The 15,911-nt window shown below is 73.2% G+C and carries 10 protein-coding genes; 8 read left to right on the top strand and 2 right to left on the bottom strand.

All coding sequences use genetic code 11. The features are described 5' to 3' along the window. The first annotated feature begins 24 nt into the window (after positions 1-24). From ACIP89_RS15670 to ACIP89_RS15645, 6 genes are read left to right on the top strand one after another with little or no spacing between them, the layout of a single operon-like run. Positions 25-2,745 carry a lantibiotic dehydratase gene (locus tag ACIP89_RS15670; protein ID WP_402115301.1) on the top strand — a complete coding sequence of 907 codons (2,721 nt, stop codon included), beginning with the start codon at positions 25-27 and terminating at the stop codon, positions 2,743-2,745. Next, on the top strand, positions 2,742-3,806 hold the full coding sequence (locus ACIP89_RS15665; RefSeq protein ID WP_401926741.1) for a lantibiotic dehydratase C-terminal domain-containing protein: 1,065 nt from the start codon (positions 2,742-2,744) through the stop codon (positions 3,804-3,806). Before ACIP89_RS15670 ends, ACIP89_RS15665 begins: the two co-directional genes overlap by 4 nt. After that, positions 3,803-4,939 (top strand): peptidase M50, encoded by a 1,137-nt coding sequence (locus tag ACIP89_RS15660; protein WP_402115299.1) that lies wholly within the window; start codon positions 3,803-3,805, stop codon positions 4,937-4,939. Before ACIP89_RS15665 ends, ACIP89_RS15660 begins: the two co-directional genes overlap by 4 nt. 43 nt (positions 4,940-4,982) lie before the next feature. Further along, complete coding sequence (locus ACIP89_RS15655) at positions 4,983-5,939, top strand: ABC transporter ATP-binding protein (RefSeq protein ID WP_401926959.1); 957 nt, start codon at positions 4,983-4,985, stop codon at positions 5,937-5,939. Between the two features lie 49 nt (positions 5,940-5,988). Further along, on the top strand, positions 5,989-6,744 hold the full coding sequence (locus ACIP89_RS15650; RefSeq protein WP_401926734.1) for an ABC transporter permease: 756 nt from the start codon (positions 5,989-5,991) through the stop codon (positions 6,742-6,744). Continuing rightward, the gene (locus tag ACIP89_RS15645) at positions 6,741-8,726 is read left to right on the top strand and encodes a TOMM precursor leader peptide-binding protein (RefSeq protein ID WP_402115298.1); all 1,986 of its coding nucleotides are present in this window, start codon (positions 6,741-6,743) and stop codon (positions 8,724-8,726) included. Before ACIP89_RS15650 ends, ACIP89_RS15645 begins: the two co-directional genes overlap by 4 nt. A gap of 96 nt (positions 8,727-8,822) precedes the next feature. Here the strand turns inward: ACIP89_RS15645 and ACIP89_RS15640 are convergent, their stop codons facing one another. Further along, positions 8,823-8,999, bottom strand: a complete 177-nt coding sequence (locus ACIP89_RS15640) for a thiazolylpeptide-type bacteriocin (RefSeq protein WP_390089589.1) — start codon at positions 8,997-8,999, stop codon at positions 8,823-8,825. Between the two features lie 207 nt (positions 9,000-9,206). Between ACIP89_RS15640 and ACIP89_RS15635 the strand changes: the two genes are divergently transcribed. Continuing rightward, on the top strand, positions 9,207-10,472 hold the full coding sequence (locus ACIP89_RS15635) for an amidohydrolase (protein ID WP_401926952.1): 1,266 nt from the start codon (positions 9,207-9,209) through the stop codon (positions 10,470-10,472). Positions 10,473-10,930: 458 nt separating this feature from the next. On the opposite strand, the gene ACIP89_RS15630 is transcribed toward ACIP89_RS15635, so the two are convergent. Next, entirely contained in the window at positions 10,931-11,944 is a 1,014-nt protein-coding gene (locus ACIP89_RS15630; protein ID WP_402115534.1) for a helix-turn-helix transcriptional regulator, read from the bottom strand. A 379-nt stretch (positions 11,945-12,323) separates the two neighbouring features. Between ACIP89_RS15630 and mfd the strand changes: the two genes are divergently transcribed. Then, positions 12,324-15,857, top strand: a complete 3,534-nt coding sequence (mfd, locus tag ACIP89_RS15625; RefSeq protein ID WP_401926950.1) for a transcription-repair coupling factor — start codon at positions 12,324-12,326, stop codon at positions 15,855-15,857. The last annotated feature ends 54 nt before the right edge of the window (positions 15,858-15,911 follow it).

Below are 15,911 nucleotides of genomic sequence, written 5' to 3'. Positions count from 1 at the left end.
GCAACCGGAAGGGGAAGCCCCGAAATGACCCCGGACAACCCACCCACCCCCGCCGTCACCCGGCCCCGCTTCATGCTGCGGGTCGCCGGGCTGCCGGTGGAGAGCGTGCAGGCGCTGCGCTGCCCGGAGAGCCGCCGCTGGGCCGATGAACTCCTCGTCGCCACCGAGCGGTTGCGGGCCGGGGGCGAGGCGCTCTGCGACCTGGTCCACGGCCTGGTCGGCGGCAGCGAGGACGAGGCGCTGCGCCGGACGCTGCTCAAGCTGCGCCGCGACGTCTTCAACAACCGGCTGCCCCGCCCGGACGCCGCGGAGCGGTCCCTCGCCGCCGTGCGGGACCTCGACCCGGCGACGGCCGCGGCACTGTCCGACTGGCTGGCCGCCAGGCGCAGGCTGGACGGGCAACGGGCCGCCGGCGCCGGGCTGCTCGCAAAGGAGACCGGCCGGGCCCGCGAGGCGCTGCGCCGGACGGCGGGCGAGGAGCGGCTGCGCGCCGGGCTGCTGCTGGCGTCACCCACGCTGGAGGCCCAGCTCGACGCGTACGCGAGAGACGGCGGCGGCCCGGCCCCCGACCGCAAGCAGCGCAAGATCGAACGCTCGCTGCTCTCCTACGTGTACCGCACGGCCTGCAAGACCAGCCCCTTCTCCACGTTCACCGGGGTGGCACTGGGCACCCTCGGCGAGCCGGACCCGGGCGGCGGCGGGCTCGGTGTCCGGGTCGACGACGTCTGGAGCGGGCGCATCCGGCTCAATGTGGTGGCGGTGGGCCGGCTCGCCGAAGCGGTGATCGCCGATCCGGTGCGCCGCGCCGACCTGCCGGTCGCCCCGGCCTCCGGCTGGGGCCGCGACGACGACCGGGTCCGCTATGTGCGCCGCTGGGTCACCCAGGGCGACGAGGACAACGCCGTCACCTTCGACGCGGTGAAGGACCGGCTGTTCTTCCTCCACCGCAGCGGCACCCTGGAACGGATCCTCGCCGTGTTCGAGGAGCGCGGCACCCTGCGCTACGGCGAGCTGGTGAGCTGGCTGGCCGCGGACCGGGGCGCCGGGGAGGAGGAGTGCGCCCAGTACCTCAAGGCACTCCTGGACCTCGGCATGGTGCAGGTCCCCGGCCTGCGCACCGAGGTCCACGACACCGACCCGCTGGCCGCCTTCCAGTCCTCCCTGCGAGGGCTCGACAGGCCCTGGGCGGACCGGCTGGCCGCCCGGCTGGACACCCCGGTGTCCTGCGTCGGCCGGTTCGCGGACGCGGACCCGGCCGGGCGGCGGGCGCTGCTCGACGAGGTGCGCGGCTCGCTGCGCACCCTCCAGGAGGAGGAGCTCGGCGTCGCCGCCGCGAAGGTCCCGCAGACCCTTCTCTACGAGGACGTGGCGGCCGGGCACACGGCCCGGCTCTCCGCCCCGGACTGGGAGCGGCTGGCCGCCGGTCCGCTCGGCGCCGTGGAGCGCGTCCTGCCCGCCTTCGATCTCACGCTGCCGCAGCGCGTCACGTTCAAGGGGTTCTTCCTCGCCCGGTACGGGCGGGGCGGGCGCTGCGACGACCTGCTGAAACTGGTCCACGACTTCCACGAGGACTTCTTCGACCAGTACATCTCGTTCACCTCGAAGCACACCACGTTCGACGCGGACGGGAACTACGTACCCGAGGAGAACTGGCTCTCCCTGCCGCAGCTCAAGGCCCTGGACACCGCCCGGCTGGCCTTCGTCGAACGGATGCGCGCCCTGTGGGCGGAGACCACCGCCGCCGGCCCGGTCCCGGACGAGATCCGGATCGACGACGGCTTCCTCGCCGAGGTCGCCGCCGAACTGGAGCCGCTCGCGGCCGACTTCACCCCGCTCACGCACCATGTGCAGATCGTGGACCGGCCGGTCGACCCGCTGGTCGTCCTGAACCGTTCCTACGGCGGGGTGTCCTTCCCGTTCAGCCGGTTCACCCATCTCTTCGACGGCCTGGGCGAGCAGCTCCTCGACGCCGTGACCCCGCTCGTGCCCGAGGGCGCCGTCCTCGCGGAGGTCACCGGGGGACCCGTCACCAGCAACCTCAACCTGCACGACCGGCTCACCGGGTACGAGATCGTCTGCCCCGGCGAGCGCGGCACCCTTCCCCCGGACCGCCGCATCCACCTGGACGACCTGTACCTCGTCCACGACCCGGGCACCGACCGGCTCACGCTGCGCTCCACCCGCCTGGACAAGGAGGTCATCCCGGTCTACCTCGGCTACCTGGTCCCGCTCGCGCTGCCGGAACTGCCCCGCACCCTGCTGCTGCTCTCACCGACCTCGATGTCCCCGCTGCACGTCTGGGGCGGCGTCCCCGAGAGCGCCCCCGTCGACGGGGTGACCAGCAGACCGCGGGTCCGGCACGGCAGCGTGGTGCTCAGCCGGCGCAGCTGGACCGCGCCCGCCCAGGCCCTGCCGCTGCGCGGGCCCGGGACGGCGGACGACGCGTGGTTCCTGGACTGGCACGCGTTCCGCCGCGCCCACGCCCTGCCGGACCGGGTGTTCGTCACCGTCTCGGACAGCGGGGCGCGCGGGGCGACCGGGGCCAAGCCGAGCTACCTGGACTTCGACAGCCCGCTCTCGCTGGCGGCGTTCGAGGCGCTGGTCAGGAACCCCGGGGCGCGGGTCGTGTTCCGGGAGATGCTGCCCGACGAGGACTCCCTGCACACCGTCTCCGCCCACGGCCACCACGTCGCCGAGCTCGCGCTGGAGACCCTCGCCCCCGCCCGAGAGAGGAACCACCCATGAGCTCAGCCCTCACCGGCCCCGCCCCCGCGGACACCCGCAGGGCGGGAGCCTGGCAGGCCACCCACATCTTCTACGCCGCCAACCCCCGCCCGATGCTCACGCACTGCGTCCGCCCCCTGATCGCCGCGCTGGAGGCCGACGGGCTGCTCGCCGGGTACTTCTTCATCAACTACTGGCTGGAGGGTCCGCATGTGAGGCTGCGGATCAGGCCCTCCCGCCCGGACGCGGAGGCGGAGGTCCGGCGCCGCACGGAGGAGGCACTGGACGCGTTCCTGGCCGAACGCCCCGCCCTGTACGAAGTGGACTCGGGCTTCCTCAACGAGTTCTACAACGCTCTGTTCGACATCGAGTTCCCCGGCGCCGAACGCGGCCCGTACCTGGACGACCGGGGCCGGATGAACCTGCGCCCCAACAACTCGCGCAGTCAGGAGCGTTACGAACCGGAGTACGCCAAGTACGGCGGCCCGGCCGGGGTCGAGCTGGCCGAATGGCACTTCCGGCACTCCAGCGACCTGGTCATCGACGCCTTCCGGTCGAAGAACCTGCACCTGCGGACCGTACTGCTGGGCACCTCCGCCCAGCTGATGATGGTGATGTCGGCGACCTTCCTGCCCGACCGGCGGAAGCTGGCCGACTACCTCGACAGCTACTACGAGTTCTGGCACCGGGCGTTCCCCGGGACCGGCTTCATCGGCAGCGACGAGTACGACAGCAACTACGCCTCGATGGCCGCGGGCCTCGCCGCCCGCTTCGACCGCGTCCGCGCCGCCACGGCCGCCGAGGGCGGGGCCGCCGGGCTGCCCGGCTTCCTCGCGGGCTGGGCCGAGCACTGCGCCGAACTCCGGGACCGGGTGGTCGCGCTGGCCCGCGACGGAGATCTGGTCTTCCCGTCCCGCGACGGGGCCGGGGGCGGCGAGGAGCGGGTCACCGCCCCGTCCGCCGCGCTGCCGATGCTCCTCTCCCCGTACATGCACATGACCAACAACCGGCTGCACGTGACGATCAGGGACGAGGCCTACCTCTCGCACGTGCTCGGCCGCGCCCTGCGGGAGTCCGGATGAGTGCCCCGGCGCCCGGCGCCGAGGCCCTCGCCGCCTACCGGCCCGCACTGCGGCCCGGAGTCCTGCTCAGCGAAGCGCTGCTGCACGGCCCCGCGACGGTGCACCTGATCAAGGACACCGGCCGCGACAGCTCCTTCAAGGTCGGCCCCAAGGAGCACTTCCTCATCGCCCGGATGGACGGCGAGCACACCCTCGGAGAGATCGGCGAGGCCTACGCCCGGACCTACGGCCGCCGCCTCGACCACGCCCGCTGGCAGCAGATCCTCCGGATGCTCGGCACCCGCGGCCTGCTGGCCGGCGCCCCCGGCCGGCCGCCCGCCCAGGCCGCGGACGGCCCCGGACCCGCCGCCGCGCCGCCCCCGCGCGGCGTCCTGGGCGGCAGCATCCGGCTGGTCGCCGACGCGGACGCCACCGCCACCCGGCTGCACCGGGCCGTGGGCTTCCTCCTCGCCCCGGGGTGGACGGTGCCGCTGCTCACCGCCCTGGTGGCGATGGAGGCGGTGATCGCCCTGCGGGCGGGCGAACTCCTCCAGGCCACCCGCGAGGTCTTCACCAACCCCGTGCTGCTGACCGGACTGGCCACCCTGCTCTGGTTCAGCACCGCCCTGCACGAACTGGCCCACGCCGTCGTCGCCCGGCACCACGGCGGCAAGGTCGCCGAGATCGGCCTGCGCTGGCGGTTCCCCGTGGTCATCATGTACTGCACGGTGGACAACTACCTCTACCTGGGCTCCCGTCGGCAACGCGTCGGCACCGCGCTCGCCGGGGCGGTGATGAACCTGCTGTTCCTGCTGCCGTTCTCCGCCCTGTGGCTGTTCGCCCCGCTCGACGACGCCACCCACGACGCGTTCGGCGCGCTGCTGCTCCTCGGCAGCGTCCAGGCGCTCGCCATGCTGGTGCCCCTGCCGCCGCTGGACGGCTACCGGATCGCCGGCCAGCTGTGCGGGGCCACCGAACTGGCCGCCTCGACCGCCACGTATCTGCGGCTGGCCGCACGCCGCGACCCGGCCGCCGCCGGATATCCGCGCCGCGCCCGGACCGCGTACCTCTGCTACGGGGCGTGCGCGGTGCTCTCCCTCGTCCTGGTCGTCGCCGTGGCCGTCGCGGCCGTTGTCCACCTGCTCCCCGCCTGACCGCCGCCCGACCCGCCGATCAGCGGCGGACAAGGAGAAGCCCATGACCCCCACCGCCCCGTCCACCTCCTCCGGAGCCCAGGCCGGCCCGGACCGCGACCACCCGGCCGCCGTCGTCCTGGACGGCGTGCACAAGCGGTACGGCGACACCCGTGCCGTCGACGGGGTGTCACTCACCGTGCCCTGCGGCGAGTTCTTCGGACTGCTCGGCCCCAACGGGGCGGGCAAGACCACGCTCGTGGAGATCATGGAGGGCCAGCGCGAGGCCGACTCCGGGACCGTGACCGTCTTCGGCAGCAGCCCCTGGCCGCGCAACGCCGCGCTGCTGCCCCGGATCGGCGTACAGACCCAGAGCTCGGCGTTCTTCGTCAGGCTCACCGCACGCGAGCACCTGCGCACGGTGGCGGCGCTGTACCGGACGGACGACGCGGCGGCCGAGCGGGCCCTGGCCTCCGTGGGCCTCACCGAACACGGCGACACCCGGGTCGGCGACCTCTCCGGCGGCCGGCGCCAGCGGCTCGCCATCGCCTCCGCGCTGGTCCACGAACCGGAACTGATCTTCCTCGACGAGCCGACCGCCGCCCTCGACCCGCAGGCCCGGCGGGATCTGTGGCAGGTGCTGCGCGAGCTCAAGGGGGCGGGCCGCACCATCATCTACACCACCCACCACCTGGACGAGGCCGAGGCGCTCTGCGACCGCGTCGCCATCATCGTCGACGGTTCCGTCGCCGCACTGGACAGCCCGGCCCGGCTCATCGCCGGCTCCAGCCCCACCACCCGGCTGCTGATCCCGCCGGGCCGGCTGGACGCGGAGGCGGCGCGCGGGATCGACGGCGTCGACCGGGTCACGGAGGAACCCGAGGCACTCGTCCTGGAGACCCTCGAATCGGGCCGGGTGCTGTCCGCGATCGACCGGCTCATCGGCCTCCAGGGCGTACAGACCCGCACGGCCAGCCTGGAGGACGTCTACCTGACGCTCACGGGCGCCAACCGGCCCTGATCCGCCGCACCGTCCCCACCACCCCGCTCCCAGCGATACGGAGACCCCGATGAGCGCATACGCGGCGCTGACCACGGCCGGATACCGGGCCTGCACACGCGACAAGACCACCCTCTTCTTCACGTTCGCCTTCCCGCTCGTCTTCCTGGTGGTCTTCGGCCTGATCTTCCACGGCCAGACGGTCGAGGAGAGCGGCAGGCCCTACATCAACTACATCGCCCCCGGAGTGCTGTCCTGGGGCATCGGGAACGCGGCCGTCTTCAGCGTCGGCTTCACCCTCATGCAGTGGCGGCGCGACGACGTCCTGCGCCTCATCCGGATGACCCCGACCCCGCTCTCCGCCGTCCTCGCCTCCCGCTACGTCCTGGCGACCGGCATCGGGGCCGTGCAGGCCGTGCTCTTCGTCTCGGTCTCCCTGCTGCCGGTGTTCGGCCTCCAGCCGGCCGGCCGCTGGCCGCTCATGCTGCCGGTGCTGGTCATCGGCATCACGGCCTTCCTCGCGATAGGGGTCATCGTCGGCAGCAGCGCCGGCACCCCGGAGGCGGTCGCCGCCGTGGCCAACTGCCTGATGGTTCCGATGGCGTTCCTCTCGGGCTCGTTCTTCCCGCTGGACTCCATGCCGGCCTGGATGCAGAACCTGTCGTACGTCCTGCCGCTGCGCTACCTCAACGACGGCATCTCCGGCGCACTCACCGGCGACGGCACCACCGGCCACATCGCGCTCTCCTGCGGGGTGCTGGCCGGATTCGCCGTCGTCCTGTGCGTGATCGCGGCGAGGACCTTCCGCTGGAGCAACAAGTCATGAACACAGCCACAGCCACAGCCGCCGCCACGGCCACCGAGCGCCCACGGCCGGGAGAGAGCCCGCTGGAGTCGGCCCGCACCGCCCTCCAGCACGAACTGGCCCTGCGGCACGCGCGACAGGCCTCCGGGACGCTCCCCGCCCCCCTCGTCGTCCCGCTGGGGGCCGCCGACACCCTCGGGCACGGCCTCCCCGACCCGTACGCGGACAGCCGCCCGGCCGCCAACGTCCAGCTCACCTCGCGGGCCGTGCTCATCGGCCCCTGGGGCGGCGACGGCACCGCGACCGCCTGCGGCCAGTGCCTCGCCATGCGCTGGCAGCGGCTGCGCAGCCGCTCGGAGCGCGAGGCGCTGGAACTCGGCCGCGCACCGCACGGCGCCGCCCACTGGCCGGTGCTCACCGGGTACGCCGTGGACGCGGCCTGGGCCGTCTACCGCGCGGTCCTGGGCGGCGGCCACGGCACCCCGGAGGCGGCCCCCGCCGACCGGGCGCTGCCCAGGGTCACCCGGATCGATCTGGTCACCCTGGCCACCGCCACCTTCCCGCTGCTGCCCGAACCGCTGTGCCCGCACTGCGTCCAGGAGGTCCCGGACACCGCGGAGGCGGCCCGGATGACGCTGGGTCCGGCGCCCAAACCGGACCCGGACGGCTACCGGCTGCGCTCCCTCGGCTCCTACGCGCTGCCGACGGCCGCGCTCGCCAACCCGGTGTGCGGCGCCCTCGGCGCGGACACCTGGATCAACCCGACGTCCACCACCACCGCCCCGGTCGCCGGTACGCACTTCGTACGCGGCTACGCCGGCCTCAACGACGTCACGTGGAGCGGCCAGGCCAACAGCTACGCCACCAGCCGCGTCCTCGCCCACCTGGAGGGCCTGGAACGGTACGCGGGCACCACGCGCCGACGCGGCACCTCACCGGTGCTCGACAGCTGGACCAACCTCGCGGACCGGGCCCTGGACCCCGCCGACTGCGGCTTCTACGCCCCGCAGACCTACGCGGACGACCCGATGGTCTCCCCGTTCGACCCGGACCGGCCCATCCCGTGGGTGTGGGCCCACTCCCTGCGCAGCGACCGCCCCGTCCTCGTGCCCGCCCGACTGGCCCATTACAGCGCCGGCGTCGAGGCCGACAACTTCGTCTTCGAATGCTCCAACGGCTGTGCCACCGGCGGCAGTCTCCAGGAGGCGATCCTGTTCGGACTCCTCGAACTCGTCGAGCGCGACGCCTTCCTCCTCGCCTGGTACGGCCGCACCCCGCTGACCGCGATCGACCTCACCACCTGCCGCTCCGCCGCCGTCCGCAGCATGATCGACCGGGCGGCGCTCCAGGGCTACGACGTCCATGCCTTCGACACCCGGATGGACCTCGGCGTCCCCGTCGTCACGGCGCTCGCCGTGCGCCGGGACGGCGGTCCGGGGACGCTGTCGTTCGCCGCCGCGGCCGGATTCGACCCGGAGGGAACCGTCGAGTCGGCCCTGTCCGAAGTGCTCACGTACATCCCGCACCTGCCCTACCAGGTGACCGAGCGGCTGGACGAACTCACCGCCATGTCACGCGACTTCACCCGGGTGCGGCAGCTGAAGGACCATGCCCAGCTGTACGGCCTGCCCGCGATGTCCGCCCATGCCCGGGAGTACCTGGAGCCCGTCGGCGTACGGACCCTGGACGCGACCTTCGCGGACTGGCAGGAGCGGCGGCCGCGCACCGGGGACCTGCTGGACGATCTGAACCTGCTGCGGGACGGGCTCGTCGCCGCCGGGCACGATGTCATCGCCGTCGACCAGACCACCCCCGAGCAGCGCCGGATGGGTCTGCGCACCGTCGCCACGATCGTGCCGGGGCTGCTGCCGCTCGACTTCGGCTGGACGCGGCAGCGGGCGTTGCTGATGCCCCGGCTGCGGACCGCGCTGCGGGCGGCCGGCCGGCGCGCGGACGAGCTGCCGGAGGCCGCGGTCAAGCGGGTACCGCACCCCTTCCCGTGACACCCGCGGCGGCGGGACGGTGCCGGCCCGGCATGCGGCAGCCCCCTCGCGGAACGGTTCGCGAGGGGGCTGTGACGCGTGCCGGCCGGGTGTGGATCAGGCGCAGCAGGAGGTGGTGCTGGTGGTGCTGGAACAGGTCGAGGTCGAGGAGCAGGACGTGGAGCCGGCGAGCACGACCTCCGCGTCGTCCGAGTAGTCCGAGATCTCGAAGGTCTCCGACTCCAGCTCCAGGATCTCGCTGGCGAGGGTGGCGAGCTCGGTCTTGGGGGCCATGGTGTTCTCCTCGGTTCATGGGGGTGGACCGGCTGTTCCGGCACCGTTCCCCTGCGCTGATGGCATTCCAGCCCCGGCCGCTGTCGGATCGGCCGCGGTTTCGCTGTCACCCCGCTGGCACCCGGTGACAGCGGAACGCCGGACTTACGCCGGGGAAGCGGCGCAGGCTCGGTACCGAGACCCACTGAGCGGAAGAGGCGAGCCCATATGCCAGCCCGTGTGAAGGAGACCCCCGCCCCGCCCCGGCCCCCGGCCGTATCCCGTGAGGTGCTGCGCCCGGCGCTGGAGTTCTGTCTCGACGTGCACGCCCACCCCGAGCTCTCCGGCGCCGAGCGGCGCACCGCGGACCGGTTCGCGGCCCGGCTGGCGGCGAGCGGCTGCACCGTCACCCGGGGGGTCGGCGGCGGCCACGGCGTGGTGGGTGTGCTGCGCAACGGCGAGGGTCCCACGGTGATGATCCGGGCCGAGCTCGACGCCCTCCCGGTGACCGAGCGGACCGGACTGGCGTACGCGAGCACCGTGCCCGGTGCCATGCACGCCTGCGGGCACGACCTCCATCTCGCGGCGGCCGACGGTGCGGTGGCCGAGCTGGCCCGTACGCGCTCCGCGTGGCGCGGCACCGTCCTGGTGGTGGGCCAGCCCGCGGAGGAGACCCTCCGCGGTGCGCGGGCGATGCTGGCGGACGGGCTGTACGAACGGTTCGGCACCCCGGACGCCGTCCTCGCCCAGCACGCCTCGCCCGCCCCGGCCGGCACCCTGGCGCACGCGGCGGACTTCCGCACCCCGCTGCTGGCGGCCAGTACGGCGCTGGACGTCACGCTGTACGGCAGGGGCGGTCACGCGGGCACCCCGCACCTCGCCGTCGATCCGGTGCTGCTGGCGGCCGCCACCGTCATGCGGCTCCAGTCCGTGGTGTCCCGGGAGACGTCCCCGGCCGAGCACGCGGTGCTGACGGTCGGTTCCGTCCATGCCGGTGAACGCGGCAACGTGATCCCGGAGACCGCCGAACTCGCGCTCTGCATAAGGGCGTTGTCGGACCCGGTGGTGGACCGGATGGCGGCTGCCGCGGAGCGGATCGTGCGGGCCGAGTGCGCCGCGTCCGGCTGTGTGCGGGAACCCGGCCTCGTGGTCACCTCGCGCTCGCCCGCGCTGTCGCCGGACCCCGCCGCCACCGCCGCCGTCCGCGGGGCGCACGAGGCCCTGTTCGGTCCGGACCGGGTCCTGGACTGCGGGCCCCTCACGGCCACGGAGGACTTCGCGTGGTTCGGGGAGCAGGGGGTGGCGACGGTGTACTGGATGCTCGGTGTCACCGGAGCCGGGCCGTGGCGCGCGGCCAGGGCCGGAGGACCGCCCGTACCGGCCAACCACGCGCCGGAGTTCGCCCCCGACCTCCGTACCGCGCTGCCGGCCGGGATCGGGGCGATGGCGTCGGCGGCCCGGCGGATTCTGGACGGCGAGGGGGGCGGCCGGTGACGAGCGGGGCCGGGCGGGATCACGACCCGGACCCGGACCCGGCCCACGGCCATGTGCCGGGAGACGAACCCGCCCACGTCCCCGCCCGGCTCCGGGGCCACGCCCCCGGACTTCCCCCGGGGCCCGCCCCCGCGGACGGACCCGGCCGCGCCCCCGGCGAGGCGTCCGGCCATGCCGGCCTGGTGGTCGTGCGGGTCGACCGCACCGCCCCGGCCGGCGGGACCACCGTCCTGCGCCTGCTGAGCCTGCTGCCGCCCCACTGGGACTGCGCACCGCGTTCCGTCACGTCGGACCGGATCGTGCTGCGGATCGCCCTCGGCCCGTCGCCGGACCTGGCCGCGGTCCGCCGCGCCGTGCGCGGGGCCCTGGCCGACCGCGCCCTGGCGGGCTGGGCGGCCAGGGAGCCGGAGGGCGGGGGGCTGGGCGGGGGCGGGCCGGGCGAACGGTCCACGGGGGCGTCACACCCATCCGCGCTCCCGTGCCAGCAGCGCCGCCTGGGCCCGGCTGGAGGCGCCGAGCATCTGTATCAGCTCGGCGACATGCCGCCGGTACGTCCGTACCGAGACGCCCAGCTCGCGGGCGCCCGCCTCGTCCTTTCCCACGGTGCACATCGACACGAGCACCCGCCGCTCTGCCCCGGACAGCGCCGCGTCCGCCGGATCGCGGCCCTCGTCGTCGGCGCGGGCGAGGTCCACGCACTGGTCCCAGATCTTCTCGAAGAGGGCGACGATGTTGGAGACCAGGCCGGTGCGCTGGGCGAGCAGCACGCCGCGCAGGGGGTCGCGCGGGTCCAGCGGGACCAGAGCGGTCCTGCGGTCGTACACGAGCAGCCGTTCGGCGGTCTCTGACGTGAGCCGGATCGCGGCGCCGTGCGCGGCCAGCTCCCGCAGGTGTGCGGCGGTCGCCGGATCCTCCAGCGCGGCCCGTGCCACGACGGACCGGATGCGTACGCCGCGGCGCAGACATCGCAGATCCATGGGGCGGGAGCGGGCGATGCTCTCGGGGGAGAGCCGGGTGTGCGGCTCCACGGAGAGGATCTCGTCCCGGGCGAAGAACGCGAGGTCGTCGATCCGGTCACGTATCCGGTCCACCCCCTCTAATTGTTCGATACCCGCCGGAGACGGTCTTCGGCCGCTCTGCTCCGCGCGTAGACCATCAATGAGGTGGCGTGATCGGGTGACCTGCTGGAGCTCCTGGTGGAGGATGTTCAGCCGCAGGTCGACCAGCCGGGGCAGTGCGATGTCCGGATCTGTCGGAAAGATCCCCGTGCTGTGGCTCTCGGGGCCGTGGCTCTCGGATCGGAGCAGTCCGAGCTCCCGGAGCCGGGCGATGCAGGCGTGCAACGCCTGTGCGTCGATGTGCAGCAGCAGGTGCAGGCCGTCGGTACCGGCGCCGGGATTGCGCAGGAAGTGCCGGTAGACGTCCTCCTCGGTCTCCGAGACCCCGAGTGCGTACATCTCGTTCTTGCCCACGTATACCCCCACTGCCTGGTCCCTGTGCAGCCGACATTTCGGGTATTGCCGTTGATCGAGAGCGTGTCCACGAGGGTCGTCAGCCCTGCCCGGGCAACGGCTCGCGGGGTCGGTAGCGTACCTGCTGCCACTTGCGCCGCGGCAGTGCCCGTGCGCGTCCACGGGTGACGCGTTCCCGCCGTACGGCCCCGCCCGTTCGCGTTCGTGGGAGCGGCTGTCCGAGCGGAGTCGTAGGCTGGAGAACACCCCGGCCCGCCCGGAGGGTGCTTTCCGGACCGGTCCGGAGACCGCCCCCCACACGTGTCGGGCCCTTCGCGTTGCCCCCTGGCAGCAGCCGGCTGCCGGACCCTCGCCCTCGTTACCCGGACGGAAGCCCTTCATGAGCCTGCACGGTCTGCTGGATGTCGTCGTACGTGACCCGGCACTGTCCGAAGCGGTGCAGGCCGCCGGGGACGGCCACCGGATGCACATCGACCTGGTGGGACCGCCTGCCGCCAGGCCCTTCGCGGTGGCGGCGCTGGCCAGGGACACCGGGCGGACCGTGCTCGCCGTCACCGCGACCGGACGTGAGGCCGAGGACCTAGCGGCGGCGCTGCGCACCCTGCTGCCGCCGGACACGGTCGCGGAGTTCCCGTCCTGGGAGACGCTGCCGCACGAGCGGCTCTCGCCCCGCTCCGACACCGTGGGCCGCCGCCTCGCCGTACTGCGGCGCCTGGCGCACCCCCGGCAGGACGACCCGGAGACCGGCCCGGTCTCCGTCGTCGTCGCACCGGTGCGCTCCGTGCTCCAGCCGCAGGTCAAGGGGCTCGGTGACCTGGAACCCGTGGCGCTGCGGATCGGCCAGAGCGCCGATCTCGGGGAGACCGTGGAGGCGCTCGCGGCCGCCGCGTACTCCCGGGTCGAGCTGGTCGAGAAGCGCGGCGAGTTCGCGGTGCGCGGCGGCATCCTGGACGTCTTCCCGCCGACCGAGGAGCACCCCCTCCGGGTGGAGTTCTGGGGCGACGACGTCGAGGAGATCCGCTACTTCAAGATCGCCGACCAGCGGTCCCTGGAGATCGCGGAACACGGGCTGTGGGCGCCGCCCTGCCGCGAGCTGCTGCTGACGGACCAGGTCCGCGAGCGGGCCGCCGCGCTCGCGGAACGCCACCCCGAGCTGGGCGAACTCCTCAACAAGATCGCCGAGGGCATCGCGGTGGAGGGCATGGAATCGCTCGCCCCGGTCCTCGTCGACGACATGGAACTGCTGATCGACGTGCTGCCCGAGGGCGCGATGGCCGTGGTCTGCGACCCCGAGCGGGTCCGCACCAGGGCCGCGGACCTGGTCGCCACCAGCCAGGAGTTCCTCCAGGCGTCGTGGGCGGCCACCGCGGGCGGCGGCGAGGCCCCGATCGATGTCGGCGCGGCCTCGCTGCGCGGCATCGCGGACGTCCGGGACCGGGCCCGCGAGCTGGAGATGATGTGGTGGTCGATCTCCCCGTTCGCCGCCGACGACGAGGTGGACGAGGACACCCTCAAGCTCCGGATGCACGCCCCCGAGGCGTACCGGGGCGACACCGCCCGCGCGCTCGCGGACACCAAGGGCTGGCTGGCCGACGGCTGGCGCACGGTGTACGTCACCGAGGGCCAGGGCCTCGCCTCCCGTACCGTCGAGGTGCTGGGCGGCGAGGGCATCCCGGCCCGCCTCGACGCCGATCTGGGCGAGATCTCGCCGTCCCTGGTCCACGTCTCCTGCGGCGCGATCGACTACGGCTTCGTCGACCCCGGGCTGAAGCTCGCCGTCCTGACCGAGACGGACCTGACCGGCCAGCGCACCGCCATCAAGGACCTGGGCCGGATGCCGGCCCGCCGGCGCAAGAGCATCGACCCGCTGACGCTGGAGACCGGCGACTACATCGTCCACGAGCAGCACGGCGTGGGCCGCTACATCGAGATGGTGCAGCGCACGGTGCAGGGCGCCACCCGGGAGTACCTCCTCGTCGAGTACGCCCCCGCCAAGCGCGGCCAGCCCGGCGACCGGCTCTACATCCCGACCGACCAGCTGGAACAGGTCACCAAGTACGTCGGCGGCGAGGCGCCCACCCTGCACCGGCTCGGCGGCGCCGACTGGACCAAGACGAAGGCCCGCGCCAAGAAGGCCGTCAAGGAGATCGCCGGCGACCTGATCAAGCTCTACGCGGCCCGGATGGCGGCCCCCGGCCACGTCTTCGGCCCGGACACCCCCTGGCAGCGCGAACTGGAGGACGCCTTCCCGCACGCGGAGACGCCCGACCAGCTCTCCACCATCGCCGAGGTCAAGGAGGACATGGAGAAGTCCGTGCCCATGGACCGACTGATCTGCGGTGACGTCGGTTACGGCAAGACGGAGATCGCGGTGCGCGCGGCCTTCAAGGCGGTCCAGGACGGCAAGCAGGTCGCCGTCCTCGTCCCCACGACCCTCCTGGTCCAGCAGCACTACGGCACGTTCACCGAGCGGTACTCCCAGTTCCCCGTCAACGTACGGGCGCTGAGCCGCTTCCAGTCCGAGTCCCAGTCCAAGTCGACGCTCGAAGGGCTGCGCGAGGGCTCCGTCGACCTGGTCATCGGCACCCACCGGCTCTTCTCCTCCGAGACGAAGTTCAAGGACCTCGGCCTGGTCATCGTCGACGAGGAACAGCGCTTCGGCGTCGAGCACAAGGAGCAGCTGAAGAAGCTCCGCGCCAACGTGGACGTCCTCACCATGTCCGCGACGCCCATCCCCCGTACGCTCGAAATGGCGGTCACCGGCATCCGCGAGATGTCGACGATCACCACCCCGCCCGAGGAGCGCCACCCCGTCCTCACCTTCGTCGGCCCGTACGAGGAGAAGCAGATCGGCGCGGCCATCCGCCGCGAACTGCTCCGCGAGGGCCAGGCGTTCTACATCCACAACCGCGTCGAGTCGATCGACCGGGCCGCCGCGCGGCTGCGCGAGATCGTCCCGGAGGCGCGGATCGCGACGGCCCACGGCCAGATGTCCGAACAGGCCCTGGAACAGGTGGTGGTGGACTTCTGGGAGAAGAAGTTCGACGTGCTGGTCTCCACCACGATCGTCGAGTCCGGCATCGACATCTCCAACGCCAACACCCTGATCGTGGAGCGCGGCGACAACTTCGGCCTCTCCCAGCTCCACCAGCTGCGCGGCCGTGTCGGCCGTGGCCGCGACCGGGGCTACGCCTACTTCCTCTACCCGCCGGAGAAGCCGCTCACCGAGACCGCCCACGAGCGGCTGGCCACGATCGCCCAGCACACCGAGATGGGCGCGGGCATGTACGTGGCCATGAAGGACCTGGAGATCCGCGGCGCCGGAAACCTGCTGGGCGGCGAGCAGTCCGGCCACATCGCGGGCGTCGGCTTCGACCTGTACATCCGCATGGTCGGTGAGGCGGTCGCCGGCTACCGGACCGCGCTGGAGGGCGGCGCGGAGGAGGAGGAAGCGCCGCCGGAGGTCAAGATCGAGCTCCCGGTCGACGCGCACATCCCGCACGACTACGCCCCCGGCGAGCGGCTCCGCCTCCAGGCCTACCGCTCGATCGCCTCCGCCACCTCGGAGGACGACATCCGGGCGGTCCGCGAGGAGCTGACCGACCGCTACGGCAAGCTCCCCGAACCGGTCGAGAACCTCCTCCTGGTGGCCGGCCTGCGGATGCTGGCCCGCGCCTGCGGCGTCAGCGACATCGTGCTCCAGGGGCAGAACATCCGCTTCGCCCCGGTGGAGCTGCGCGAGTCCCAGGAGCTCCGCCTGAAGCGCCTCCACCCCAAGACGATCATCAAGCCGGCCCTCCACCAGATCCTGGTCCCGCGCCCGACGGCCGGCCGGATCGGCGGCAAGCCGGTGGTGGGCCGCGAACTCCTGGCGTGGACGGGGGAGTTCCTGACGACGATCCTCGGGTCGTAGCAGCCCGGAAGGTTACTGGAGTCCAGTTGTGAGAGTTGACTCTCACAATATGTG

The sequence above is a fragment of the Streptomyces sp. NPDC088730 genome (assembly GCF_044751215.1).
In the GTDB taxonomy this organism is placed as follows: domain Bacteria; phylum Actinomycetota; class Actinomycetes; order Streptomycetales; family Streptomycetaceae; genus Streptomyces.
Note: the sequence above shows the minus strand (reverse complement) of the source record. Positions and strands in the feature narration are given on the sequence as shown.